General features: G+C 63.7%; 23 protein-coding genes. 15 read left to right on the top strand and 8 right to left on the bottom strand.

All coding sequences use genetic code 11. The annotated features are described in order from the left end of the window. The first annotated feature begins 14 nt into the window (after nucleotides 1-14). The 3 genes from cutA to G3574_RS10365 all read left to right on the top strand — a co-directional run bounded on the left by cutA (nucleotide 15) and on the right by G3574_RS10365 (nucleotide 2968). Nucleotides 15-350, top strand: a complete 336-nt coding sequence (gene cutA, locus G3574_RS10375) for a divalent-cation tolerance protein CutA (RefSeq protein WP_163962743.1) — start codon at nucleotides 15-17, stop codon at nucleotides 348-350. Beyond that, a complete protein-coding gene (gene dsbD, locus G3574_RS10370) occupies nucleotides 343-2205 on the top strand; it encodes a protein-disulfide reductase DsbD (RefSeq protein ID WP_163962741.1) in 1863 nt (620 codons plus the stop codon). The genes cutA and dsbD overlap by 8 nt, the downstream gene beginning before the upstream one ends. 124 nt (nucleotides 2206-2329) lie before the next feature. Then, complete coding sequence (locus G3574_RS10365; RefSeq protein ID WP_163962739.1) at nucleotides 2330-2968, top strand: peroxiredoxin; 639 nt, start codon at nucleotides 2330-2332, stop codon at nucleotides 2966-2968. Between the two features lie 73 nt (nucleotides 2969-3041). On the opposite strand, the gene G3574_RS10360 is transcribed toward G3574_RS10365, so the two are convergent. The 4 genes from G3574_RS10360 to yihA all read right to left on the bottom strand — a co-directional run bounded on the left by G3574_RS10360 (nucleotide 3042) and on the right by yihA (nucleotide 7447). Further along, entirely contained in the window at nucleotides 3042-4100 is a 1059-nt protein-coding gene (locus tag G3574_RS10360; RefSeq protein WP_163962737.1) for a magnesium transporter CorA family protein, read from the bottom strand. After that, the gene (locus tag G3574_RS10355; RefSeq protein WP_163962735.1) at nucleotides 4078-5334 is read right to left on the bottom strand and encodes a sterol desaturase family protein; all 1257 of its coding nucleotides are present in this window, start codon (nucleotides 5332-5334) and stop codon (nucleotides 4078-4080) included. Before G3574_RS10355 ends, G3574_RS10360 begins: the two co-directional genes overlap by 23 nt. A 173-nt stretch (nucleotides 5335-5507) precedes the next feature. Beyond that, entirely contained in the window at nucleotides 5508-6539 is a 1032-nt protein-coding gene (hemB, locus tag G3574_RS10350) for a porphobilinogen synthase (RefSeq protein WP_163962733.1), read from the bottom strand. Nucleotides 6540-6757: 218 nt separating this feature from the next. Continuing rightward, entirely contained in the window at nucleotides 6758-7447 is a 690-nt protein-coding gene (gene yihA / locus G3574_RS10345; protein WP_163962732.1) for a ribosome biogenesis GTP-binding protein YihA/YsxC, read from the bottom strand. Between the two features lie 197 nt (nucleotides 7448-7644). On the opposite strand from yihA, the gene G3574_RS10340 reads away from it, so the two are divergent. The 5 genes from G3574_RS10340 (at nucleotide 7645) to G3574_RS10320 (ending at nucleotide 13579) form a co-directional block, all read left to right on the top strand. Then, nucleotides 7645-8313 (top strand): c-type cytochrome, encoded by a 669-nt coding sequence (locus tag G3574_RS10340; protein ID WP_163962730.1) that lies wholly within the window; start codon nucleotides 7645-7647, stop codon nucleotides 8311-8313. A gap of 150 nt (nucleotides 8314-8463) precedes the next feature. Continuing rightward, nucleotides 8464-10560 (top strand): cytochrome c biogenesis protein ResB, encoded by a 2097-nt coding sequence (locus G3574_RS10335; protein WP_163962728.1) that lies wholly within the window; start codon nucleotides 8464-8466, stop codon nucleotides 10558-10560. Between the two features lie 72 nt (nucleotides 10561-10632). Beyond that, the gene (gene ccsB / locus G3574_RS10330; RefSeq protein WP_163962726.1) at nucleotides 10633-11805 is read left to right on the top strand and encodes a c-type cytochrome biogenesis protein CcsB; all 1173 of its coding nucleotides are present in this window, start codon (nucleotides 10633-10635) and stop codon (nucleotides 11803-11805) included. A 111-nt stretch (nucleotides 11806-11916) separates the two neighbouring features. Continuing rightward, a complete protein-coding gene (msrP, locus tag G3574_RS10325) occupies nucleotides 11917-12891 on the top strand; it encodes a protein-methionine-sulfoxide reductase catalytic subunit MsrP (RefSeq protein ID WP_163962724.1) in 975 nt (324 codons plus the stop codon). A 25-nt stretch (nucleotides 12892-12916) separates the two neighbouring features. Beyond that, nucleotides 12917-13579, top strand: a complete 663-nt coding sequence (locus G3574_RS10320) for a protein-methionine-sulfoxide reductase heme-binding subunit MsrQ (RefSeq protein ID WP_163962722.1) — start codon at nucleotides 12917-12919, stop codon at nucleotides 13577-13579. Here G3574_RS10320 and G3574_RS10315 read toward each other — a convergent pair. Genes G3574_RS10315 through lptM form a run of 3 tightly spaced genes read right to left on the bottom strand, consistent with a single transcriptional unit; the run spans nucleotide 13546 to nucleotide 15869 of the window. Beyond that, nucleotides 13546-14313, bottom strand: a complete 768-nt coding sequence (locus G3574_RS10315; protein WP_163962720.1) for a transporter — start codon at nucleotides 14311-14313, stop codon at nucleotides 13546-13548. The genes G3574_RS10320 and G3574_RS10315 overlap by 34 nt on opposite strands. Before the next feature lie 8 nt (nucleotides 14314-14321). Then, nucleotides 14322-15608, bottom strand: a complete 1287-nt coding sequence (gene lysA / locus G3574_RS10310; RefSeq protein ID WP_163962718.1) for a diaminopimelate decarboxylase — start codon at nucleotides 15606-15608, stop codon at nucleotides 14322-14324. Nucleotides 15609-15620: 12 nt separating this feature from the next. Beyond that, nucleotides 15621-15869, bottom strand: a complete 249-nt coding sequence (gene lptM, locus G3574_RS10305; protein ID WP_328804775.1) for an LPS translocon maturation chaperone LptM — start codon at nucleotides 15867-15869, stop codon at nucleotides 15621-15623. A gap of 29 nt (nucleotides 15870-15898) precedes the next feature. Here lptM and cyaY point away from each other — a divergent pair, with 29 nt between their 5' ends. Beyond that, nucleotides 15899-16234: an iron donor protein CyaY gene (gene cyaY, locus G3574_RS10300; RefSeq protein WP_163962717.1), complete on the top strand. Its 336-nt coding sequence runs from the start codon at nucleotides 15899-15901 to the stop codon at nucleotides 16232-16234. A gap of 63 nt (nucleotides 16235-16297) precedes the next feature. Here the strand turns inward: cyaY and G3574_RS10295 are convergent, their stop codons facing one another. Further along, nucleotides 16298-18646 (bottom strand): penicillin-binding protein 1A, encoded by a 2349-nt coding sequence (locus G3574_RS10295; protein WP_163962715.1) that lies wholly within the window; start codon nucleotides 18644-18646, stop codon nucleotides 16298-16300. Between the two features lie 332 nt (nucleotides 18647-18978). On the opposite strand from G3574_RS10295, the gene G3574_RS10290 reads away from it, so the two are divergent. From G3574_RS10290 to G3574_RS10265, 6 genes are all read left to right on the top strand, one after another. Further along, entirely contained in the window at nucleotides 18979-20058 is a 1080-nt protein-coding gene (locus G3574_RS10290; RefSeq protein WP_163962713.1) for a pilus assembly protein PilM, read from the top strand. Continuing rightward, nucleotides 20058-20678: a PilN domain-containing protein gene (locus G3574_RS10285; protein WP_163962712.1), complete on the top strand. Its 621-nt coding sequence runs from the start codon at nucleotides 20058-20060 to the stop codon at nucleotides 20676-20678. The genes G3574_RS10290 and G3574_RS10285 overlap by 1 nt, the downstream gene beginning before the upstream one ends. 14 nt (nucleotides 20679-20692) lie before the next feature. Next, nucleotides 20693-21361: a type IV pilus inner membrane component PilO gene (locus G3574_RS10280; protein ID WP_163962710.1), complete on the top strand. Its 669-nt coding sequence runs from the start codon at nucleotides 20693-20695 to the stop codon at nucleotides 21359-21361. Between the two features lie 65 nt (nucleotides 21362-21426). Then, nucleotides 21427-21945, top strand: a complete 519-nt coding sequence (locus G3574_RS10275; RefSeq protein WP_163962708.1) for a pilus assembly protein PilP — start codon at nucleotides 21427-21429, stop codon at nucleotides 21943-21945. Next, on the top strand, nucleotides 21942-24101 hold the full coding sequence (gene pilQ / locus G3574_RS10270) for a type IV pilus secretin PilQ (RefSeq protein WP_163962706.1): 2160 nt from the start codon (nucleotides 21942-21944) through the stop codon (nucleotides 24099-24101). Before G3574_RS10275 ends, pilQ begins: the two co-directional genes overlap by 4 nt. Nucleotides 24102-24146: 45 nt before the next feature. Further along, entirely contained in the window at nucleotides 24147-26330 is a 2184-nt protein-coding gene (locus G3574_RS10265) for an Ig-like domain-containing protein (RefSeq protein WP_163962704.1), read from the top strand. Nucleotides 26331-26334: the final 4 nt, after the last annotated feature.

The raw sequence follows: 26334 nt of genomic DNA, 5'->3' as shown, positions 1-26334 counted from the left end.
CACCCGGATCCCCCATGGAACACCAGATCCTCGCGGTCGTCACCAATGTTCCCGACCAGGCCACGGCCCAGCGCATTGCCCGCCATCTCGTGGAGCAAAAGCTCGCCGCTTGTGTCAACATCTTGCCTGCCGTTCATTCGCTGTACCGCTGGGATGGCGAGCTCGAGGAAGCAACCGAGATCCCGCTGCTCATCAAGACCAGCGCCGCGCGCTACGACGAATTGCAAGCCGCGATCCAGGCCCTGCATCCCTACGAGGTTCCCGAACTGATCGCCATGCCAGTCACCGCCGGTTTGCCTGCCTATCTTGGATGGGTAGTTCAGGAAACCGCAAAGGAAAGCCATGTTTAAGTCCACCTTTTCGTCCCGGCTCGTCCGCCTGCTCCAGGTGGCGATGCTGCTGCTGGCCGCTGCCGTCGCGCACGCCGAAGAAGATTTTCTCGATCCTGAAAAGGCATTCAAGTTTTCGGCGCGCATGCTGGACCAGAAAACCGCCGAGGTCACCTACACCATCGCCGACGGCTACTACATGTACCGCGAGCGCTTCGCCGTCAAGGCTGACGGCGCAACCGTCGGCGAACCGGTCATTCCTCCCGGAAAGGTGAAATACGACGAGACTTTCCAGAAGAACGTAGAGACCTATCGCAAGGCCGTCACCATCACCGTGCCGGTCGACGCCAGCGGCAATTTCACCTTGCGCGTGACCGGGCAAGGCTGCGCCGACCAAGGCTTGTGCTATCCGCCGATGGAATCGACCGCATCCCTGTCGCCCACCGGAGGCGCCGGCCTGCTTTCCCAGCTGAAGTCGGGATCCGCCGCCGGTAATGGCGGGATGTCGCTTTCCGGCGCCGCCAACTCATCCGTCAACTCGCCCGCCATCGACACGCCCGCTTCCCAGGCAACGGGCGGCACGCGGCAAGCCGCCATCCAGGATGAATCCGACATGGGCCGGATCGAAGCTTCCCTCAAGAGCGGCAAGCTGTCCGCCATCCTGCCGTTGTTCCTCCTGCTTGGCATCGGCCTGTCCTTCACGCCCTGCGTGCTGCCGATGATGCCCATTCTCTCGTCCATCATCCTGGGCGAGGGAACGCAGGTACGCAGGGGGCGCGGATTCGCGCTGTCCGTCGCGTATTCCCTGGGCATGGCCCTGGTCTACACGGCGCTGGGCATCGCGGCCGGATTCGTGGGAGAAGGCCTGTCCGCGGCCCTGCAGAACCCCTGGATGCTCGGCGCGTTCGCCTTGCTGATGGCAGGCTTGTCCCTGTCGATGTTTGGCGTTTACCAGTTGCAGGTGCCGGCGGCCCTGCAACAGAAACTCGTGAGCGCGTCCGACCGCCAGGCTGCCGGAAAGATGGCCGGCGTCTTCGCGATGGGAGCCATCTCCGCCCTGATCGTCGGCCCCTGCGTGGCCGCGCCGCTCGCCGGCGCGTTGCTCTACATCAGCCAGACGCGGGATGTCATCATCGGCGGCAGCGCCCTGTTCGCGATGGCCATCGGGATGAGCGTGCCGCTGATGCTCATCGGCGTGTCCGCCGGAACGCTGCTGCCGCGCGCCGGCGCCTGGATGGAATCGGTGAAGTATTTCTTCGGCGTCCTGATGCTCGGGCTCGCCATCTGGATCGTCATGCCGGTCCTGCCAGCCTGGATCGCGATGGTCGGCTGGGCAGCGCTCGGCATCGGCTATGGTGCCTACCTGCTGTTCGCCCGCCGCTGGAAATGGGTCGCCAAGGCGTTCGGCGTGGTGTTCGTCCTGCTGGGCGCGGTGCAGCTCGTGGGCGCCGCCACGGGCGGGCGGGATGCCCTTGCGCCGCTCGCGCACTTGACGGGCGCAAAAGCCGGAGCGCACGTCCAGTTCAAGCGCATCAAGTCCGTCGCGGAACTCGATGCCGCGCTGGCCAGCACCAATGGCAAGACCGCGATGCTGGACTTCTACGCCGACTGGTGTGTTTCCTGCAAGGAAATGGAAAAGCTGACGTTCAGCGATCCGCGCGTCCAAGGCCAGTTGGCAGGCATGGTCTTGCTGCAGGCGGACGTGACGGCGAACAACGAAGACGACAAGGCGTTGCTGCGCCGCTTCAAGCTCTTCGGTCCGCCAGGCATCATTTTCTTCGACAGGCAAGGTAAGGAAATCCAGGGTGGCCGCGTCATCGGCTACCAGAACGCGGACAAGTTCACGAGGTCGCTCGATGCCGCAGGGAAAGGCTGACACTGGGTTGCCCGCGCGATATGCCTGTGAGGCATAAGAAAGTAACGTCAACTTCCTTGAGGCCGGTGCGCGACGGCGCTATATTAGCGTTCTCACAACGATCATTACCCATCGAGAGGACAACATGACTCTGCGGCTAGGCGACACGGCACCCGACTTCGAACAAGATTCCTCCATTGGCAAGATCCGCTTCCACGAATGGGCTGGCGATTCGTGGGTCGTCTTGTTTTCCCACCCGGCCGACTTCACGCCGGTCTGCACCACGGAGCTCGGCCTGACCGCCAAGCTCAAGCCGGAATTCGACAAGCGCAACGTCAAGGCGATCGCCCTGTCCGTCGACCCGGCCGACAAGCACACTTCCTGGATCAAGGACATCGAGGAAACCCAGGGCACGGTTGTCGGCTTCCCGATCATCGCCGACCACGACCGCAAGGTCGCGGAACTGTTCGACATGATCCACCCGAACCAGTCCGAGACCATGACGGTGCGCTCGCTGTTCGTGATCGACCCGAAGAAGAAGGTCAGGCTCATGATCACCTACCCGATGAGCACCGGCCGCAATTTCGACGAAGTCCTGCGCGTGATCGACGCCCTGCAGCTTACCGACGGCTACACCGTGGCAACGCCCGGCAACTGGCGCGACGGCGACGACGTCATCATCCCACTGAGCATCCAGGATGAAGACGTGATCAAGCAGAAGTATCCGAAGGGCTACAGCGCGCCGCGTCCTTACCTTCGAATCACGCCGCAACCGAACAAGTAAAGGCCTGCTCCGCCGCTTGCCCCACGGCTTGCGTCTGGCATCCACGCCCCGCCTCGAGCGGGGCGTTGCATTTTCAGGGCTGGTCGTCGAGATACTTCTTCCGCCGGAAGAAGAACAGCAGCGCCGCCACGATGACCGCCATCACGCCCATCGTGATCCAGAAGCCATCCTTGCTCTTCAGGAGCGGCATGTCGTTGAAGTTCATGCCGAAGATGCCGGTGATCAGGGTGAGCGGCATGAACAGCGCGGTGATCACGGTCAGCGTGCGCATGATTTCGCTGGTGCGGTGGGCCATCGCCGAAAAGTGAATCTGCACCGCCGACTCCAGCGTCGCTTCCAGCCGCTGGGCATGATGCAGCACCCGCGAGACGTGCTCCATCACGTCATTCACGCGCACCAGCAGCAAGTCCTTGTTGATCGCCGGGTTCGCAGGGTCGATGGTATCGACCACATGGTCGCGGAATTCCTGCATCGCATCGTGCTGGCCTTCGCAAAGCTGGTCAAGCTTGCGCAACTCGATGCGCGCGTCGAGCAGCGCGTTCCAGTCGTTGAAGGGATGTTGCGGGCTGAGCAGCGCTCGCTGCCAGCGGTCGATCTGCGCCGTGAGCGGATGCCGCAGGTCGAGGTACTGGTCGACCATCGCGTTCAGCAGGCGCAGCATCAGTTCCTCGGGCGAGCCGGGTTGCCTCGCGCGCGACTCGCGCAGTTTCGCCTGCAGCGTTTCCACCGTGCGGCTTTGCGCCGCCCGTACCGTGACCAGGGCGCGGTCCATGATCATGAAGGTGACCGGCCGGGTGGCGAGCTTGGTCAGGGCGGCGGGGATGCGGCGATTGGTCTGCCGGGGCTCGGGCGTCTGGTCGGCGCCGTCGAGCGCGAGCTTGCGGAACACCACCATCGCGTAGTCTTGCGTTGAATCGAAATAGGTTGGATGCGCGAGGTTGACCGCATCCCTCAGGTGCGGATCGTAGACATGCGTGCCGGTGATGCTCTCGACCGCCTGCCGCCAGGCGGCGGGATCGGCGGCGATTTCGTCGTGCGTCACGTCCAGCCAGAGGAAACCCTCGGCGGGAAGCGACGCCGGCGCGGCGGGAAGCAGGGAGAATTGTCCGTTACTGAGCTGATAGATATCCATGCGCGGCAGAGGAAGGTCTGTAGGCAAGCCACAGTCCCAGCACCGAGCCCGCGGCAAACACCGCGATCATAACCTGCGCCGCCAGGGGCAGGGCCACGCCGCCGAACCATGCGCCGGCCACGGCCACGCCGACAGCCGTTCCCGCCAGGCGCAAGACCTCCAGGCCCAGATACACGGGCCGGCGCTCCAGCAGGCCGCCGATGATCCATAACCCGCCGCCGATCCAGCCGGCATAGGCGAGCTGCTGGGGCAGGGGAAGGCGCAGCACCGCCGACAGGAAATGCGTGGTCACCAGTAGCATCAGGGTGAACTGCGCGAGGCTATAGAGTTGTTCCGCGCGCGACAGCTTCGGGTCGTAGCGTTCATGCGTGATGTCGAAGGCTTTCGCCGGCCATTTCGCCGCCACGTCGGCCGGATGCCAGCCGGGGCGGGCAATCCAGACCCGAAGCTTGTCGGGCCAGCGCGCCGCGCGCCAGCTATCCTGGCACATCCCCTTGTACACCTCGAGGTTGGCCCAGACCGGGTTCCAGCTCCGCAGCGGGCTGCGCGTGCCGTACACCACCGGCTCATGGTCGCTTTCCTCGATGAAGGTGCTGAAGAGTCGGTCCCACAGGATGAGGATGCCGCCGTAATTCTTGTCGAGGTAGACATCGTTCACCGCGTGGTGCACGCGATGGTTGGACGGCGTCACGAGCACCCGGTCCAGCCAGCCGAGCTTGCCGACCTGCTCGGTGTGCACCCAGAACTGGTACAGCAGGTCGATCAGCGCGACCGCGGCGAACACTTCGACCGGGTAGCCGAGCACCGCCATCGGCACGTAGAAAATCCAGCCGAGGATGGCGCCGCTGCTGGTCTGGCGCAGCGCCGTGGTGAGGTTGTACTCTTCGCTCTGGTGGTGCACCACGTGCGCCGCCCAGAGCACGTTCACTTCATGCCCCATGCGATGCAGCCAGTAGTAGCACAGGTCGTAGAGCAGCAGGCCCGAGATCCAGACCCAGACGCTGTTCGCCGGCAGCTTGAAGATTGCGACGTGCTGCACCAGCCAGGCATAGATGCCGATGCGGACCACGCGCAGGAAAACGCCCGCCACCTGGCTCAGCACGCCGAGGCTCAGGCTGTTGATCGCGTCGTTGATGCGGTAGTTGTTCCGGCGGCGCGCCAGGCCGACGAAGAACTCGATGAAGATGAGAAGGAAGAACACCGGCGTGGCCAGTGTGATGACTTTTTCCTGCATGGTCGTCTCCGCTTTGACGGCGTTATTATGGGCAAGACTGTGCCATCGTTTGGGGCAATCTTAGCCCAAACCAGGAAGCGTGCGGCGGACGATTTTAGTGGGTGTCATCAGGTTGGCCGAGGGAAACCGCCCCCGGCCCGCCTTGTTTGCATTAGCCGAACTTCAACTTTCCTTCAACCGGCCTTCAGTCGGCGCGCGATGTCGCGGGCGAAGTAGGTCAGCACGCCGTCGGCGCCGGCGCGCTTGAAGGCGAGCATTGCTTCCATCATGGTCTTGTCGTGGTCGAGCCAGCCGTTCTGCGCCGCGGCCTTGATCATGGCGTACTCGCCGCTCACCTGGTAGGCGAAGGTGGGGACCCGGAATTCATCCTTCACCCGCCGCACGATGTCGAGGTAGGGCATGCCGGGCTTGACCATGACCATGTCGGCGCCCTCGGCGATGTCCAGCGCCACTTCGCGCAGGGCCTCGTTGCTGTTCGCCGGGTCCATCTGGTACTGCGCCTTGTTTCCCTTGCCGAGGTTGGCGGCCGAGCCGACCGCGTCGCGGAAGGGGCCGTAGAAGGCCGAGGCGTATTTCGCGGAGTACGCCATGATGCGGGTATGGATGTGCTTCTGCGACTCCAGCGCCGCACGGATGGCGCCGATGCGGCCATCCATCATGTCGGAGGGCGCGACGATGTCCACGCCCGCATCCGACTGCACCAGCGCCTGACGCACGAGGATCTCGCTGGTCTCGTCGTTGAGCACGTAGCCGCTGTCATCCATCACGCCGTCCTGGCCGTGGCTGGTGTACGGATCAAGCGCCACGTCGGTGAGGATGCCAAGCTCCGGGAAGCGCTGCTTGAGCTCGCGCACGGCGCGCGGCACCAGGCCGTCCGGGTTGATGGCTTCGATGCCGTCGGGCGTCTTCAGCGAGGGATTGATGACCGGGAACAGGGCCAGCACCGGGATGCCCAGCGTGACGCAGTCCTCCGCCACCGGCATCAGCAGGTCCACCGACACACGCTCGACGCCGGGCATGGACGCCACCGGCTCGCGATGGTTCTTGCCGTCAACGATGAAGACCGGGTATATCAGGTCGGCAGCGGTAATGACGTGTTCGCGCATCATCGCGCGGGAAAAGGCATCGCGGCGCATGCGGCGCATGCGTGCGCCGGGGAACTGGCCGCCGGCGTGGTGGGAGTGGGGGGGAAGGGGACGTGACATGACGTTGATAGAGTGAAAGAGTGTTGATGAAGGTCGTCAGATTCTCGGGAAATTCATGAACTTTTATGCCAGCTCCGACTCAGAGAAGCAGGTGTTCATCACCTCCCGCTTCTCCTCCCTGAGCGGGGCCTATCGTGGCATAAGCGATAAGGCGTTACTGCCCTGGAGATCTTCCCCTTTCTCCAGGGTTTTTTTTGTCCGGACGATGCGTGTCGCCATCAGGTCCGGTCCTCCACGGCATCGTTTTCTTCCAGCCCGAGCAGTTCGATTATCTTGCGGTCGGCTTCCTCGATGCCGATGCGCTTGAGCGCGGAAAACAGCTGCACCGTGAACGGAAAGCGCTGGCCTTCGGCATCCACGTAGCTTTCCAGCACGGTGCGCGCCAGGCGCATGGCATTCGTCGACTCGTTGCGGTTGAGCTTGTCCGCCTTGGTCAGCAGGCAATGCACCGGCTTGCCGGTGGGCGCGAACCACTCGAGCATCTGGATGTCGAGTTCGGTGAACGGACGGCGCGCATCCATGATCAGCACGAGGGCCGCGAGCTGCTCGCGTTTCTGGACATAGTTTCCCAGCAGCTGGTTCCAGTGGATCTTCGCCTCGCCCGGCACTTCGGCATAGCCGTATCCCGGGAGGTCCACCAGCATCGCGCGGATTTCGTCGACGATGGTCGGATCCTTGCGGTGCTGGGCGACGTGCGCGCCGCCGAGCGAGAAGTAGTTGATGTGCTGCGTCCGCCCCGGCGTTTTCGAGGCGAAGGCCAGCCGTTTCTGGTTGCAGATGGTGTTGATGGCAGTGGACTTGCCGGCATTGGAGCGTCCGGCGAAGGCGATTTCGGGGACTTGCAAGGCTGGCAAATCGCGTAGGTGGTTCACGGTCGTGAAGAAGCGGGCTTGCCAAAGTAGAGACATAGAAGGAGAAATTGCAGCGAGGGAGAGGCGAAAATGCCTGAAAGCTATTGTACAATAAGGGGTTATTGGTTTGCTGCGGCGCAGAGGCGCCAGCGACGCTCGCGGCGCGACCGGAAACCGTGACACGAATTTTCCGTTCAAGCCGTTAGACCATTGCAATCGGCCAGAATTTTAAAATCAATTCCCAGGGTGTTTGAATGAACCGTGCGTTTGTCCCGTTGTTGAAGTCCATGTTCGTCGCGATCCTCGCCGTCTCCTCGGCCACTCAGGTTGCCCATGCCTCCGATGCCAAGCCGGCACCGAAGGCCGACCCCGCCAAGGGCGAAGCCCTGTATTCCAATGGCGACGCGTCGCGCAACATCACGGCCTGCGTGGCTTGCCATGGCGCCGCAGGCAATTCCACGATCGCCCAGAATCCCCGCCTTGCCGGCCAGTTCGACTCCTACATTTCCAAGCAGTTGCACGATTTCAAGACGCCCCAGCGCAACAATCCGGTCATGACCGCGATTGCGAAGGCACTCAACGACGACGACATCCGCAACATCGCCGCCTACCTCGACAAGCAGGAGCCGAAGCAGGGCGCCGCGAAGAACAAGGATACCGTCGAATTCGGCAAGAAGATCTATCGCGCCGGCATCGGCGAGAAGAACGTTCCGGCCTGCGCCGGTTGCCATGGCGCCAGCGGCAACGGCATTCCGGCCCAGTTCCCACGTCTTGCCGGCCAGCATCAGGACTACACCGTCGCCCAGTTGACGTCCTTCCGTGCCGGCGGCCGCAAGAACAGCGCCCAGATGACCACGATTTCCAAGCGGCTTTCCGACGACGAAATGCAAGCTGTGGCAGACTACGTCGCCGGCCTGAAGTAATTCAGGAAAATCCTTTAAAAACAAGGCGTAGCACAATACATGGAGGGGGTGGCTTTGGCCGCCCCCTTTTCTTTTTGCGGCGTGGTGAAGCAGAAATGGCAAGCCCGGCACGGCAATCCGCCGCCGGCATGATGAAGGTAAGCAAGAATGATGGAAACGAGTACAGCCGGCCTTGAAATCAAAACGGAACGACGTTGGGTGGCCGACGCCGTCGAACTGGTCTCGTCGATGCGCTTCGCCATCAGCCTGCTCAGCCTGATCGCCGTCGCGTCGGTCATCGGCACCGTCCTCAAGCAGAACGAGCCGATGCCGAACTACGTCAACCAGTTCGGACCCTTCTGGTTCGAGGTATTCGACAAGCTCGGCCTGTACGCCGTCTACTCCGCCTGGTGGTTCATGCTGATCATGGGCTTCCTCGTGGTGTCCACCTCATTGTGCATCGTGCGCAACACGCCGAAGATGATCAAGGACATGCGGAGCTGGCGCGAGAACGTCCGCGAGCAATCCTTGCGCAATTTCCACCACAAGGCCGAATGGTCCGCCCCCGGCATGCCCGCCGCGAGCGTCCAGCCGCTTGCCGACCGTGTCGCGGACGCGGGCTACAAGGTCAAGGTGGTCGACAAGGACGGCGCAGTCCTGATCACCGCCAAGCAGGGCGCGGCGAACAAGTGGGGCTACATCTTCGCCCACAGCGCCATTGTTATCATCTGCATCGGCGGCCTGCTCGATTCCGACATGCCGATCCGCCTGCAGCGCTGGCTGGGCGGAAAGTCGGCCTTCAACGGCAGCGGCGTCATCGCCGACATTGCGCCCAACCACCGGCTCAGCGTCAACAACCCGAGCTTCCGCGGCAATGCCTTCATTCCGGAAGGAGCATCGAGCAGTACCGCCATCCTCCAGCAGCAGGACGGCGTGCTGGTGCAGGACCTGCCCTTCACCATCCAGCTCAAGAAATTCATCATCGAGCATTACTCCACCGGCATGCCTAAGCTGTTCGCCAGCGAAGTAATCGTGCGCGACAACGACACCGGCAAGAGCTTCCCGGCAACGATCAAGGTCAACGAGCCGCTCATCCACAAGGGCATCGCGATCTACCAGTCGAGCTTCGACGATGGCGGCAGCAAGCTCAAGGTCACGGGCTATCCGATGTCCGGGCCGCAGAACTACACCATCCCCCTGTCCGGCGAGGTCGGCGGTAGCACGCCGTTCGGCAAGGGGCAGGGCACCGAATACACCATCGAGTGGTCCGGCTTCCGGCCGTTCAACGTGGAAAACATGGCACAGAACGGCCAGGACGTGCGCGCCGTGAACACCGGCAAGAGCTTCAACGAGCGGCTCGACAAGCAGCTCGGCTCGGCCACCAAGAACACCAGCAGCAAGGACCTGAAGAACGTCGGCCCGAGCGTGCAGTACAAGCTGCGCGACAAGACCGGCCAGGCCCGGGAATATCACAACTACATGCAGCCGATGATGGTCGACGGCACCTACGTCTTCCTGACCGGCATGCGCGACACGCCCGCGGAACCGTTCCGCTACCTGCGCATTCCCGCCGACGACAAGGATTCCGTCGAGGAATGGATGCGCCTGCGCGCCGCCATCGCCAATCCGGCGCTGCGCGCGGCGGCAGCCGAGCGCTATGCCCAGCATGCCATCGCCGGCGACCGCGAGGATGCGCCGCGCCTGCGCGACCAGCTGCGCGAATCGGCGAGCCGCGGACTGGCCATCTTCGCCGGCAACGACAAGGATGCAGGCTATCTTGCCGTGTCGCACTTCCTCGAGCGCCTGCCGGCCGCCGAGCAGGAAAAGGCGGCCGAGGTCTTCATGAAAATCCTGAACGGCGCGCTCTGGGAACTGTGGCAGGCGGCGCGCGAAGCCGACAAGCTGCCGCCGGTCACGCCCGACGAGAAGCATGGGCGTTTCCTGCAGATTGCCGCGAATGCCATGTCCGACGCGTTCTTCTACGGCGCCCCGGTCTACCTGCAACTGCAGGGTTTCGACGAAGTCAAAGCCTCGGTTCTGCAGGTGACCCGCTCGCCCGGCAAGAACGTCGTCTACCTCGGCTGCCTGCTGCTCACGCTCGGCGTGTTCGCCATGCTGTATATTCGCGAGCGCCGGTTGTGGATCTGGCTGCGCCCGGATCCCGATGGGCGGACCCACGCCCTCATGGCCATGAGCACGCAGCGCAAGACGCTCGACTTCGAGCGCGAATTCGACACGCTGAAGGCCAAACTGGCGCAATCGGTATAAGCTGACGTAAATAGGTGACGGAACAAGCGCGGCCCGCATTTCCGGCCGCCGCCGGCATCGCACGGAGACTGTATGGAACTCACCCAATCGCAAGCCAAGACAACGCCGCAATCCTTGTACTCGCCACCGCCCGGTTTCTTCCGGCGCCTGTCGGCGATCGACTGGCTCTACGCCGCCGCCCTGCTGGCCGGCGCCCTGTTCGCCCTCAATCGCTTCGGCGCCTACATGGATTATTACGAGAAAGCCATTCTCGTGCTGTCAGCCCCGACCTTCGCGGTGCTCGGATGGCGATGGAAGCCGGTGCGGTGGCTGATGGCCTTGCTGGCGGTGCTGGCCCTGTCGGCCATCGGCATGTACGGCGGCGGGCTCGATGCCGCCAACCAGAAATTCTTCCTCAAGTACGCATTGTCCAGCCAGTCGGCCATCCTCTGGATGAGCACGCTGTTCTTCCTGTCCACGCTGTTCTACTGGGGCGGCCTAGTGACGCGCTCCGGCTTCGGCGGCGCGGTCGGCAGCACCTTGTGCTGGTCGGCGGTGGTGATGGGTTTCACCGGCATGCTGGTGCGCTGGTATGAGTCCTACCTGGTCGGCACCGACATCGGCCACATTCCGATTTCCAACCTCTACGAAGTCTTCGTCCTGTTCTGCCTGATCACGGCGCTGTTCTATCTTTACTACGAGCAACGCTACGAAACGCGCCAGCTCGGCCCCTTCGTGCTGGTCGTCATTTCCGCAGCCGTCGGCTTCCTGCTGTGGTACACGATCAGCCGCGAGGCTTCCGACATCCAGCCGCTGGTGCCCGCCTTGCAGAGCTGGTGGATGAAGATCCACGTGCCGGCCAACTTCATCGGCTACGGCACCTTCTCGCTGGCCGCGATGGTGTCCAGCGCCTACCTCCTCAAGTCCAAGGGCTACCTGGCCGACCGCCTGCCGTCGCTGGAAGTGCTGGACGACGTCATGTACAAGGCGATCGCCGTCGGCTTCGCGTTCTTCACCATCGCCACCATCCTCGGCGCGCTCTGGGCAGCCGAGGCCTGGGGCGGATACTGGTCTTGGGACCCGAAGGAAACCTGGGCGCTGATCGTCTGGCTCAACTATGCGGCCTGGCTCCACATGCGACTCATGAAGGGCCTGCGCGGACAGATGGCGGCCTGGTGGGCGCTGGTCGGCCTGCTGATCACGACCTTCGCCTTCCTCGGCGTCAACATGTTCCTGTCGGGTCTGCACTCCTACGGACAACTTTAACGCCGCTTCTGTAACCGGGCGTCCCGATTCTGCGAAATAGTGTAAGGTTGCCAGTATTCCTTCTGACGAATTTGACGAAGGCTGGCAACCGCCAACCACCATGGAGCAGTCATGTTGATCAAGCGAAACCCCAACGGAATCGACCTGCCATTTTCCTCCGAGATCACGCCCCGCGAGGTCTTCGAATCCCGTCGCAGCTTCATCAAGCAGCTTGCCCTGGGCAGCATCGCCGGCGGCACGCTCGCCGAGATGCTCATGCGCGAAGCCTTCGCCCAGAACGGCCCCAAGCTCGCGGCCAAGCCTAACCCGGCCTTCGTCGTGATGGACAAGCCGACGGCGATCAAGGACGCGACCACCTACAACAATTTCTATGAATTCGGCACCGACAAGGCGGACCCGGCGCACAACGCCGGCACGCTGAAACCGCGTCCCTGGACCATCGCCATCGAGGGCGAGGTCAAGAAGCCCATGACCCTCGACCTCGATGCGCTGATGAAGCTCGCGCCCCTGGAAGAGCGCGTCTACCGCCTGCGCTGCGTCGAAGGCTGGTCGATGGTCATTCCCTGGATCGGCTATTCGTTTTCGAACCTGATTTCCAAGGTCGAGCCGACCGGCAACGCGAAGTACGTGGAATTCATTTCCCTGGCCGACAAGAAACAGATGCCTGGCATCGGCAGTCCCGTGCTGGAATGGCCGTATGTCGAAGGCCTGCGCCTCGACGAGGCCAACCATCCGCTGGCGCTGCTGACCTTCGGCATGTACGGCGAAACGTTGCCCAACCAGAACGGCGCCCCGGTGCGCATGGTCTTGCCGTGGAAATACGGTTTCAAGTCGGCCAAGTCCATCGTCAAGATCCGCTTCACCAAGGACCAGCCGAAGACCGCCTGGAACCTGGCCGCGCCGCAGGAATACGGCTTTTACTCCAACGTCAATCCCGACGTCGACCATCCCCGCTGGTCGCAGGCTTCCGAGCGCCGCATCGGCGAGGACAGCTTTTTCGCCAAGAAGCGCAAGACGCTGATGTTCAATGGCTACAGCGAGGTGGCGTCGCTCTACAGCGGCATGGACCTGAAGAAGTATTTCTGACGAACCTGTTGCGAGGCGCACCGGCATGTTCAATCCCACGCCCAGGCAGCTCACGCTCATCAAGTCCGCGATCTTCGCCGCGGCGCTGATTCCGTTTGGCCGCCTCGCGCTGTTCGCCTTCACCGACCGGCTCGGCGCCAATCCCATCGAGTTCATCACGCGCAATACCGGCGACTGGACCCTGTACTTCCTGTGCATCACCCTGGCCGTCACGCCTTTGCGCAGGCTGACGTCGTGGAACTGGGTGGTGCGGGTGCGGCGCATGCTCGGCCTGTTCGTCTTTTTCTACGCGGCCCTGCATTTCACCACCTTCCTGTGGTTCGACCATTTCTTCGACGTCGCGGAAATGCTGAAGGACGTTGCCAAGCGGCCCTTCATTACCGTCGGCTTCGCCGCCTTCGTGCTGCTGATTCCGCTGGCGGTCACCAGCACCAACGGCATGGTCAGGCGGCTTGGCGGCAAGCGCTGGCAATGGCTGCACCGCACGATCTACCTCATCGCGCCGCTCGGCATCCTGCATTACTGGTGGATGAAGGCGGGCAAGCATGATTTCTCGCAGCCCATCCTGTTCGGCCTGATCGTCGCGCTCATGCTTGGCGCGCGGCTTTACTGGCGCGTGGCGCAGCAGCGGTCCAGGCCCGCCATGGCGCGCGATCAGAAGCGCGAAGTCAGGCCGACGCCGAACTGACGGCTCGTCATTCCGTTGCACTGGGAGCACCGGACGTTGACGCGCATGCCGGCATCCAGGTCCAGGTTTTCCCGCAGGGAGTAGATGAGGCCCAGCAGGAAGAAGCCGGGGGCCTTGTCCTGCGATTTGTCGGCGGCCCGTTCCAGGCCGAACTCGCCGGCCACCTTCAAGCCATCGTTCACCGCATGCAACAGCGCCGCGGAGGCGCGCCAGATCAGGCTGTGGTTGGCTGCGGCATCTTCCGCCAGCTTGTAGCGGTTATAGCTCGCGCCGAAATTGGCGTGCATGGTCCAGCCGGGGACATGATGGGACAGCACGCCGGTGAGAGCGGCGCTCGCGCGGCCGGTGCCGTTGCCATGGTTTTCGTTCCCGGTCGGCAGGATCAGCTCCGGCTTGAGCGCCACGCTCCAGCCCTGGTGCTCGGCCAGGCGCCATTTCAGCCCGAGGGCCACGTCGCCGACACCGCGCGGCACGCTCGCCGTCACGGGGAGCAACACGATGCCGTCGAGGTCGTCGCGCAGGCCCAGAGTGTATTCGATGGATCCGAAGTGCCTGCGCGTGCTCTCGTCGCGTACCCAGTCTGAAGCCAGTTCGATCTGCTGGCCGCCCTTGCCCTGGGTGTCAGGGTCTTCCGTCGCGAGGGGATGCGCGGCCTGCGCACCCAGGCTTGCGACGAGAAGCAATGCGCTCAGCCAGGCAGGCAGCAAGGCAGGCGGCAAGCGCAGGCCGGTCATGCCGCGTCTCAGGCCGGCAGCAGCGATTCCAGCCGGAACAGGTCGCCCGGCTCTTCCCGCTTGCGGATCAGGTGCATCTTGTCGCCGTCGACCATGACTTCCGCCGCGCGGCCGCGGGTGTTGTAGTTCGAGGACATGGTCATGCCGTAGGCGCCGGCCGAGAGAATGGCGAGCAGGTCGCCCTGCTCGAGCGCCAGGGAGCGCTCGCGCGCCAGCCAGTCGCCTGACTCGCAGACCGGGCCGACGATGTCATAGGTGCGTGCCGCGGCGTCGCGCTGGCGCACCGGCTGCACGCCGTGGAAGGCCTCGTACATCGCGGGGCGCATCAGGTCGTTCATGGCCGCGTCGACGATGGCGAAGTTCTTGGTCTCGCCGTGCTTGAGGTATTCCACCTCGGTCAGCAGGATGCCGGCGTTGCCGACGATGGAGCGGCCCGGCTCGAACATCACCTGGATCGGCGCGCCGCCGTGCTTTTCCGCGCGCCAGCGATCGATGCGCGCGAACAGGCGTCCGAGATAGTCGCCGATCGCCACCGGCTTGTCCTTGTCGTAGGTGATGCCGATGCCGCCGCCGATGTCGAGGTGATGCAGGTGGATGCCCGCGCCCTCGAGCCGGTCGACCAGGTCGATGAGGCGGTCGAGCGCCTCGAGCAGCGGCGCGTCGTCGAGCAGCTGCGAGCCGATGTGGCAGTCGATCCCAACCACGCGCAGGTTCGGCATGCCGGCCGCGGCGCGGTAGGCCGAGAAAGCCTCGTCGTAGGCGATGCCGAACTTGTTTTCCTTCAGGCCGGTGGAGATGTAGGGATGCGTCTTGGCGTCGACGTTGGGATTCACGCGCAGCGAGATCGGCGCCTTCTTGCCGACTTCGCCCGCCACCTCGTTGAGCCGCTGCAGTTCCGCGACGGACTCGACGTTGAAGCACAGGATGTCATGACCGAGGGCAAGGCGGATCTCCTCGTGATTCTTGCCCACGCCGGAAAAGATGACCTTGCGGGGATCGCCGCCCGCCGCGATCACGCGCAGCAGTTCGCCGCCAGACACGATGTCGAATCCGGAACCCATCGAGTGCAGCAGGTTGAGCACCGCCAGGTTGGAATTGGATTTCACCGAATAGCACACCAGCGCCGTCTTTTCATCGCGGCCATTGCCGCGAATGGCGTTCGCGTAAGCGGAGAAGTTGTCGACCAGCGCTTGCCGCGAGTAGACATAGGTGGGCGTGCCGAAGGCCTTGGCGATGGCGGACAGCGGCAGGTTTTCGGCGTGGAGTTCGCCGTTGCGATAGGAAAAGTACGACATCGTTGCTGAGGTTTATTGGGAAACGGGTTTGTTGTCCTGCGCTGGCATCGAGGCGGGCGCAGCGGGTGCCGAAGGCGCGGCCGGCGAGGCCGATCCAGCAGGCACCGGCGGATTCTGCGGCACCGGCCTGGCCGGCAAGGTCAGCGGGCCTTTCTGGCCGCATCCCGCCAGCAGCGCCGCGCCGGAGAAGGCAAGGGCGATGGCAACCAGGGCAGGGCGGAGGGACGGCAGGTGAAAAGCGGGCATCACGATTAGAATCACGGATGATCAAAAACTCACCGGAGTGTAGCATGACTGAAAGTGAATTCCTGGCCCTGGCGGACCGCACGCTGTCGGCCATCGAAGCCGCGCTGGAGCGGGTGTCCGACGATACCGACCTGGACGTGGAATGCAGCCGCAGCGGCAACGTGCTGACCGTCGACTTTGCCGACAACGGCACCAAGATCATCATCAACAGCCAGGCGCCGATGCAGGAGATGTGGATCGCCGCCAAGTCGGGCGGTTTCCATTACAAGCGGGAAGGCGGGCGCTGGGTCAATACCCGCGACGGCTCCGAGTTCTATGCCTCGCTGTCGCGCATGGCGAGCGAGCAGGGCGGCATGCCGGTGGAGATCCGCGAAGACTGAGAAGACCGGGTCCAAAAAGAAAAAGGCCGGAGGCGAAGCTCCGGCCTTTTGTCGTCGGAAGGATCAGAAGATCTCGCTCTTCACGTCGTCCTTCGTCTTTTCCCCTTCGGCGGGCGGCTGTTCGCCCGGTTCCAGGCTGCGCACCCCGGTGCCCGGCGGATTTTCGGCGTAGTAGTAGTCGCCGTTCACCGATATCACGCCTTCCGGCACGGCCCTCTCCTCGATGGGCACGTCCTTGAGCGCCTTCTGCATGTAGCCGATCCAGATCGGCAAGGCCAGGCCGCCGCCGGTTTCCTTGTTGCCCAGGTTCTTCGGCTGGTCGAAGCCTATCCAGGCCACGCCCACGATCTTCGGGTTGTAGCCGGCGAACCAGGCATCCACCGAATCGTTGGTCGTGCCGGTCTTGCCCGCGATGTCCGGACGCTTGAGCACCAGCGCGCGCGTGGCCGTGCCGTACTTGACCACGTCCTTGAGCATGCTGTCCATGAGGAAGGCATTGCGCTCGTCGATCACCCGGGTGCTGTCGGTGCCCGCCTTGTCCGGCGCCGCCTGCGACAGCACCTTGCCGTTCTGGTCGGTGACCTTGGAGATGATGTAGGGGCTGATCTTGTAGCCGCCGTTGGCAAAGACCGCATAGGCGCCCGCGAGCTGCAGCGGCGTGGTGCCGCCGGCGCCCAGCGCGAGCGTCAGGTAGGGCGGGTTCTTATCCGGATCGAAGCCGAAGCGGGTCGCGTATTCCTGGCCGTACTTGGCGCCGATGCGGTGCAGGATGCGGATCGAGATCATGTTCTTCGACTTGGTCAGGCCCTTGCGCATCGTCATCGGGCCTTCGTACTTGCCGTCGTAGTTCTTCGGCTCCCATGCCTGCCCGCCGGTCTGGCCGGCATCGAAGCTGATCGGCGAGTCGTTGATGATGGTCGAGGGCGACAGGCCCTTTTCCAGCGACGCGGAATAGATGAAGGGCTTGAACGACGAGCCCGGCTGGCGCAGCGCCTGGGTCACGTGGTTGAACTTGTTGCGGTTGAAGTCGAAGCCGCCGATGAGGGCGCGGATGCCGCCGTCCTCGGTATTGGCGGCGACGAAGGCGGATTCGACCTCCGGCATCTGGGTGATGGTCCAGGCCTTGTTGTCGAGCGTGACGCGGATGATCGCGCCGCGCTTTACCTTCTTGGTCGGCGGCGCCTTGTCCGACAGCAGGTTGGTGGCGAAGCCGAGGCCGGGCCCGGTGATGGTGATTTCCTCGCCCGAGGAAAGCATGGCCTTCACTTCCTTGGGCGAGGCCTGCAGCACCACGGCGGCGACGATGTCGTCGCTGTCGGGATGCTCGGCCAGCTCGACCTCGATCGCATCCTCGGCCTCGTCCTTGGCGGCCGGGATCTCCATGTAGCCTTCCGGCCCGCGGTAGCCGTGGCGCTTCTCGTAGTCCATCACGCCGCGGCGCAGGGCGAGGTAGGCCGCATCCTGGTCGGCCTTGGTGATGGTGGTGTAGACGTTCAGGCCGCGGGTGTAAGTGTCGTCCTTGAACTGCTCGTACACCAGCTGGCGGGTCATTTCGGCGACGTATTCGGCATGCACGCCGAACTCGTTGACGTTGGTCTTGACCTTCAGCATTTCCTCGCGCGCCGCCTGGTACTCCTTGTCGTTCAGGTAGCCGAGGCTGTTCATGCGCTGCAGGATGTATTGCTGGCGTGCGCGGGCGCGCTTGGGATTGGCAACCGGGTTGTAGGCGGACGGCGCCTTCGGCAGGCCGGCCAGCATCGCCGCCTCGGCCGCCGTCAGGTCCTGCAGGCGCTTGCCGAAATAGATCTGCGCGGCCGACGCGAAGCCATAGGCCCGCTGCCCGAGGTAGATCTGGTTCATGTAGACCTCGAGGATCTGGTCCTTCGACAGGTTCTGCTCGATCTTCCATGCCAGCAGCACTTCATACAGCTTGCGCTTGAGCGTCTGCTCGCTCGACAGGAAGAAGTTGCGCGCCACCTGCTGGGTGATGGTGGACGCGCCCTGCTTGGCGCCGCCGGTCAGGTTGTGCACCGCGGCGCGGGCAATGCCGATGTAATCGACGCCGCCATGCTCGTAGAAGCGGTCATCCTCGATCGCCAGCACGGCTTTCTTCATGACGTCCGGCACTTCCTGGATGTGCACGAGGTTGCGCCTTTCCTCGCCGAATTCGCCGATCAGCACGTTGTCGGCGGTGTAAATGCGCAGCGGAATCTTGGGCCGGTAGTCGGTGATGGAATCGAGTGCCGGCAATTGCGGGTAGGCCATCGCCAGCATGAAGGCCACGATAAGGACGGCGGCCAGCGCCAGGCCGAACATGCCGGCGAACAGGCCGAGCAGAACCCGCGCCAGGAGAGAAGTCTTGCGTTTCGGCGCCTCTTGAGGCGTGCCGCCGGTGGGGGATCGTGAAGCCATCGTGAAGCAATCTATGAAGGAAAAAGAACCGGGCAATTATAACGGTGGGAAACTTCCGCCGTTATTAGTAGAATTTCAAGCTTTGTCCGGAAACGGACAACATTGCGCGTGGGCAAATGGCAACTCGTTACAAATTTACGTCAGGAAATACCTTTACACTGTTCAACGCTTGTTGCTAGGATTTAATGTAACCTTGGATGTTTATCACCTAAATGCAGGTTTTTAAACAAGTTTTTTAGAGTTTTACGCGCTGTCGCCCATCTCGGCAACTGCTTCGACAAAGAAACAAGTGGTGCGTTCACGCAATAAACCACGTTTTGGGAGAGCCTCCCGTGGACATCGACCTCGGACTGTTATTTGGCAAGAAAAATCCACCGTTGATCGGATTGGATATCAGCACGTCTGGCGTGAAGCTTGTTGAACTGACGGACAACGGCAAGAACGAATTCCGCCTCGAACGTTTCGCCTCGGAACCCTTGCCGCGCGGCGCGGTGGTGGACGGCAACATCGAAAACATCGAGCAGGTGTCCGAGGCGGTGCGCCGCGTCTGGAAGAAGAGCGGCACCAAGGCCAGGCACGTGGCGCTCGGCCTGCCGCCGGCATCGGTGATCACCAAGAAGATCGTGCTTCCCGGCGGCCTGACCGAAGAGCAGCTCGAGGTCCAGGTCGAAAGCGAGGCCAACCAGTATATTCCCTTCGCGCTGGAAGAAGTCAGCCTCGACTTCGACGTGATCGGCCCGGTGCAGACCGCGCCGGACGACGTCGAGGTGCTGATCGCCGCCACCCGCAAGGAAAAGGTCGAGGACCGCGCCGCCGTCGCCGAGGCCGCCGGACTCAAGCCGGTGGTCATGGACATCGAATCGTACGCGGCGCGCAGCGCGCTGGACCGCCTCACTTCCCAGTTGCCGAAAGGCGGGCAGGGCCAGATCGTCGCCCTGTTCCAGATCGGCGCCCAGGTCACCCACGTGTCGGTGCTGCAGGACGGCCAGACCCTTTACGAGCGCGAACAGCCCTTCGGCGGCAACCAGCTCACCCAGGACATCGTGCGCGCCTACGGCATGTCCTTCGAAGAGGCGGAAGCCAAGAAGCGCGCCGGCGACCTGCCCGAAGGCTACGAGCGCGAACTGCTCGAACCCTTCCTCGACAATGCCGCCCTCGAAGTCACGCGGGCCATCCAGTTCTTCTTCACCTCCACCCCCTATACCCACATCGACCATATCTTCCTGGCCGGCGGCTGCGCCATCATCCCGGGCCTGGTCGACATGATCGCCGAACGCACCAAGATCTCCGCCGCGGTCGCCAGCCCGTTCAAAGGCATGCAGCTCGGCCCGAACGTGCGTGAAAAGCAATTGCGCGGCGAGGCGCCCGGCTACCTGGTGGCCTGCGGCCTTGCCATGAGGAGGTTCGACTGATGGTCAAGATCAATCTACTGCCGCACCGCGAGGAGAAGCGCAAGCAGCGCAAGGCGGCGTTCTACCGGCTGCTGGCCATCGCGGGCGTGGTCGGGCTCGGCATGGTCATTGGCGTGGCCGGCATGTACGCCGCGCAGATCGCCACCCAGGACCAGCGCAACAACTTCCTGAAGGCGGAAAACGGCAAGCTCGACGCGCAGATCAAGGAAATCGGCAACCTCAGGCAGGAAATCGAAGCGCTGAAGGCGCGCCAGCAGGCGGTGGAAGATCTCCAGAGCGACCGCAACCAGCCGGTATACCTGATGGACGAGCTCGTGCGCCAGGTGCCCGAGGGCATCTACCTGCGCAGCCTGAAGCAGGAAAACCAGCGCGTGGTGATCAGCGGCTATGCACAGTCCAACGAGCGCGTCTCGGAACTGTTGCGCAACGTCGGTAACAATTCGGCCTGGCTGGAACGTCCCGACCTGATCGAAATCCGCTCGACCACCCTCGGACAGGGGCGCGACAGCAAGCGCGTGTTCGATTTCACCGTCAACGTCGGCATCAAGCGCAGCCGCGAGAAGGATGCCGCGGCGAAGCCGTCCGGCCAGTCGGCGGCCTCCGCCGCGAAGAAGCTTTGAGCGGGAATAGCATCATGGCAGATTTCAACCTCAAGAATATCGGACAGACCGTCGCGGCCCAGTTCCGCGGGCTCAACGGCCAGCATCCCGGGCAATGGCCCGTCATTCCACGCACCCTGTGCGGGGTGGGCGTCGCCGCGGCGGTCGCGGCGCTGGGCTGGTTCCTGTACATCGACGGCCAGATGGAAGAACTGGAGCACGGCCAGCAGGCGGAAGTCAGGCTGCGCGAGGAATACAAGATCAAGCTGCGGCAAGCGGTGAACCTGCCGGCCCTGCGCAAGCAGAAGGAGCAGGTCGGCGAGTATGTCTCGACCCTCGAGAAGCAGCTGCCGAGCAAGGCGGAAATGGATGCCCTGCTGTCCGACATCAACCAGGCCGGCCTCGGCCGCAGCCTGCAGTTCGACCTGTTCAAGCCGGGCCAGTCCCTGGTCAAGGACTACTACGCCGAGCTGCCGATCGACCTGAAGGTGTCGGGTTCCTACCATGACATCGGCGCCTTCACCAGCGACGTCGCCAACCTGCCGCGCATCGTCACGCTGAACAACCTGAACATCCAGACCAACAAGGATGGCAGCCTCATGCTGGAAGCAGTCGCCAAGACCTTCCGCTACCTCGACAAGGAAGAGGTGGCGGCGCAGCGCAAGGCCGCCGCGGATGCCAAGAACAAGGGGCAGAAGAAATGACACCGACCCGCCCGTTGCACACATCGCACCCCGGCCGCGTATCCCTGAGACTAGGGGTTCCCGCCATGCTCGCCGCTCTGCTGGCCCCCGTGCTGCTCGCAGGCTGCGGCGACAGCGGCATGCATGATCTGCAGAAATGGACCGAGGATGAACGCGGCAAGACGCCGGTCACCGTGGAAAAGCTGCCCGAGCCGAAGAAGTTCACGCCCTTCGTGTACGCCGCGAAGAACGAGGTCGATCCCTTCAACGCCATGAAACTGTCGGTCGCCCTCGCGCGCGCCCAGGCCAACATGCCCGGCAAGCTCAAGCCCGACCTCGACCGGCGCAAGGAACCCCTCGAAGCCTTCCCGCTCGACAGCATCCGCATGGTCGGCACGCTGCAGAAGCCCGGCCTGAGCTACGCCCTGCTGCAGATCGACAAGTCGGTGTACCAGGTCAAGGTCGGCAACTACATCGGGCAGAACTTCGGCATGGTGACCCGGATCAGCGAATCGGAAGTCGAAGTCAAGGAAATCGTCCGCGACGCCAGCGGCGAGTGGGTGGAGCGTCCGGCCAAACTAGAGCTGCAGGAGAACAAGAAATGATCACCATCACAATCCAACATCTCGCAACGCAGCTTCGCGCAGGCCTCCTGCGCGCCAGCCTCGGCGCGGCCATCCTCCTCGCCGGCGGCGCCGCGTTCGCGCAGGAAAACGCGATAGAGTCGATCACCGCCAGCCAGCAGGGGGCCAACGTCATCGTCAAGGTCACGTTGAAGAACCCGGTGACCAAGCCGCCCATCGGCTTTTCCATCACCAGCCCGGCCCGTATCGCGCTCGACTTCTCCGGCACGGCCAACGGCATGAGCAAGTCCAGCCAGGACATCGCGCTGGGCGACGTGCGCTCGGTCAACGTGGTGCAGGCGGGCGACCGCTCGCGCCTCGTTTTCAACCTGATGCGTCCGCTCAACTACGCCACCACCGTGGACAACAACACCGTCGTCGTGACAATCGACGGCTCAGGCGGCGTCGCGACGGCGGTCAATGCCGCCGGCCTGCCGGTGGCCACCAAGGCCGCCCCGGCCGGCAAGCAGGCCTTGCGCGACATCGACTTCCGCCGCGGCGCGAATGGCGAAGGCCGCATCGTGGTCGACCTGCCGAGCAACCAGGTGGCCGTCGACGTGCGCCAGCAGGGCCAGTCGATCGTGGTCGACTTCATGAAGACCGCGCTGCCGGAAGTGCTGCGCCGCCGCCTCGACGTCAGCGATTTCGGTTCGCCGGTGCAGACCGTCACCACCACGCCGCAGGGCGAGAACGTGCGCATGGTGATCGAGCCCAAGGGCCTGTGGGAACACAGCGCCTACCAGAGCGATTCCCAGCTCGTGATCGAGGTCAAGCCGATCAAGGAAGATCCCAACAAGCTGGTGCAGGGCACCCAGGGCTACCGCGGCGAGCGCCTGTCGCTCAACTTCCAGAACGTGGAAGTGCGCGCCGTGCTGCAGGTCATCGCCGATTTCACCGGCCTCAACATCATCACCAGCGATACCGTCGGCGGCAACCTCACGCTGCGCCTGAAGGACGTGCCCTGGGACCAGGCGCTCGACATCGTCATGCAGGCCAAGGGCCTCGACATGCGCAAGAACGGTTCCGTGCTCTGGATCGCGCCCAAGGAAGAACTGCTGACCAAGGAAAAGCTGGAGCTCGAACAGAAGGCCCAGATCGCCGAACTCGAGCCGCTCAAGACTGAAACCTTCCAGCTCAACTACCAGAAGGCCGAGTCCTTCAAGATGGCGTTCGGCATCGAGGGCGGCGACAGCAAGAAGAGCATCCTGTCCAAGCGCGGCAGCGCCGTGATCGATCCGCGCACCAACCAGCTGTTCGTCACCGACATCGCTTCCAAGATCGAGGAAGTGCGCAAGCTGGTGCAGAAGACCGACATCGCGTCCAAGCAGGTGCTGATCGAGGCGCGCATCGTCGAAGCGGCCGACACGTTCAGCCGCAATCTCGGCGTCAAGCTCGGCTTCAGCGACCTGCGCGCGCTACGCGGCGGCGACCCTGGCTACTCGCTCGGCGGCAACAACCGCGCGGCGATCACCGGCAACTACACCGGCGTGGGCGAGCAGACCGGCCAGGTGGACATCAAGGAAGGCGCCTACAACAATACCCAGTTCGTGAACCTGCCGGCGGCGGGCATCAACGGCGCCAACCCGACCAGCCTCGCGGTCAGCCTGTTCTCGGCAGCGGCCAACCGCTTCCTGAATCTCGAACTGTCGGCGCTTGAAGCCGACGGCAAGGGCAAGATCATCTCCAGCCCGCGGGTGGTCACCGCCGACCAGCTCAAGGCGCTGATCGAGCAGGGCACCGAGCTGCCGTACCAGGTCGCGACCGCCAGCGGCGCCACCTCGATCACCTTCCGCAAGGCGAACCTCAAGCTGGAAGTCACGCCGCAGATCACGCCGGACGGCAACATCATCCTCGATGTCGACGTCAACAAGGACAGCGTGGGCGTCGAAACCCGTGCCGGTTTCGCCATCGACACCAAGCACGTCAAGACGCAGGTGCTGGTCGAGAACGGCGGCACGGTGGTGCTGGGCGGCATCTTCCAGCAGACCGAGCGCAACAACGACCAGAAGGTGCCGGTGCTGGGCGACATCCCAGTGGTAGGCAATCTCTTCAAGAGCACCGGCCGCACGAACGACAAGACCGAGCTGCTGATCTTCATCACTCCGAAGATCGTCGCCGACCGCGTCGTCGCGCGCTGAACGTACCGATCACGAGAACAAAACAGACAACACCAAGGCATTCTTATGAAAATCAAGACCCATAGCGCGCGCGACCTCGGCCGCCTCTGTCTCGTCAGCCTGGCAGTGCTGACCCTGGTTTCCTGCGGCGGCGGCGGCGGTTCCGCCGGCACCGCGTCCGGCGGCAACCTCAGCGGCGGCAGCTCGGGCGGCACCAGCACCGGTACCGGCAGCGGCACCTCGTCCGGCAGCACCGCATCCAACGCTACCGTGTCGACCGGCCAGCTTGGCGTCGCCATGGTCACCAGCGCCGGCGCTGAAACGAATTCGCTCTCGGGCGGCCAGACCGGCACGGTCAAGGCGACCTTCAAGAGTGCCGCCGGCGCCGCGCTCAGCAACGCGGTCGTCAAGTTCACCGCCAGCGACAGCTCGCTCGTCGATTTCACGCCGGCCAGCGGCTCCGCACTGACCGATGCCAACGGCGTGGCGGTGATCAACGTCAAGCCCAGGGACTTCTCGTCCGCAGGCGCGCTCACCATCACGGCCAGCGCGTCCACCGGCTCCGTCAGCGGCTCCGCCACCACCAACATCGCCGTCGGCGCGGCGCCGCTGAGCGTCGGCGCGCTGGCCTTTTCGCCCGCGCCCTCGGGCAGCCTGGCCGCCTTCAGCACCGCGACCCTGAGCATCCCGGTCACCAGCAACGGCCAGCCCGTCGACAAGGTGTCCGGCCTGACGGTGACCTCGCTGTGCGTCGGCGACGGCACGGCGACCATCGTGATCGGTTCGCTGAGCAATGGCATCCAGTCCGCCACCTACACCAACAACGGCTGCCTGCGCGGCACCGATACCATCACCGCGGCCATCGGCACGTCCAGCAAGACCATTACCCTGCCGGTGTCGAGCGCCAACATCGGCGCGATCCAGTTCGTCGGCTCCAACCTGACCGGCACATCCATGGTCCTCAAGGGCTCGGGCGGCCTCGGTCGCCTCGAAGCGGCACAGCTGACTTACAAGGTCGTCGACCAGAACAACAACCCGCTCGCCGGCGTCGACGTCAATTTCCGCGCCACCACCACCACCGGCGGCTTGACGGTGCAGCCCGTCAAGGGCACCACCGATGCCAGCGGCGTGGTCCGCACCACCGTGTCCTCGGGCACCATCCCGACGCCGGTGCGCGTCATCGCCGAAGCCTCGCGCAACAACCTGACCCTCAGCGGCCTGTCCGACGCGCTGACCATCACCACCGGCTTCCCGATCCAGAAGAACATGTCGCTGTCCCCCGATGCCTACAACTTCGAGGGCTGGGGCTTCGACAATGAAATCGCCAAGGTCACGGTGCTGCTGGCCGACCAGTACGGCAACCCGGTCTCCGACGGCACGACGGTCAACTTCGTCACCGAAGGCGGCGCCATCGGCAGTTCCGCCCAAGGCGCCTGCAACACCACCAATGGCGGTTGCACGGTCCAACTACGCAGCCAGGATTTCCGGCCGGCCAACGGCCGCGTCACGGTGCTGGCCTATGTCCAGGGCCTGGAGGATTTCGTCGATGCCAACGGCGACGGCCAGTATTCCTGCACCAGCTTCGTCGGTCCGGACGGCGTCGTGCCGCCGGTCTACCGTCCGCTCGTCGATACCTGCGTGAGTGGCGGCGAGTCCTTTACCGACCAGGGCGATCCCTTCCTCGATACCGGCGTGGCCACGTGGGATCCCGCCGACGTCACCAGCCCCAGTTCGCTGGATGGCAACTACGACGTTGCCAGGGGCGATCAGCCATTCCCGTATGGTCATACAGCCTTTACCCCGAATGGCGATGGCAAATGGGGCCTGAACTATATCCGCCGCTCGATCGAAATGGTGTTCAGCGGTTCGAACGCCACGCTGATCCGCCAGGTCTGCAATGGAACCGCGGTCGACAACAAGAGCTGCCGCGACTGGACGAGTTCCGACGGCAATCCGATGGTCCTCAATGGTGTCGCCGGCGCAAGCTGCTCGAACCAGCCCCTGGTATTCCGCCTGACCGATCTGCACAATAATCCCCTCCCTGCTGGCACGACCGTGAGCTCGGCAGACGGCGACAAGATCGGCCCCCTGACCATCTTCCCATCGGTAGTTCCGTCAATCAATGCCATTGGCGGCAGCTACCACCAGATGGTGATCAAGACAGACGCGGGTTGCGCTTCGGGCGGCTTTACCTTAAAAGTAAAGACTCCGAAGGGCATGGAAACGGGATTCGCGTTCCGTTCAAACTAAATTG

The sequence above is a fragment of the Noviherbaspirillum galbum genome, from assembly GCF_010974945.1.
GTDB classification, from domain to species: domain Bacteria; phylum Pseudomonadota; class Gammaproteobacteria; order Burkholderiales; family Burkholderiaceae_D; genus Noviherbaspirillum; species Noviherbaspirillum galbum.
Note: the sequence above shows the minus strand (reverse complement) of the source record. Positions and strands in the feature narration are given on the sequence as shown.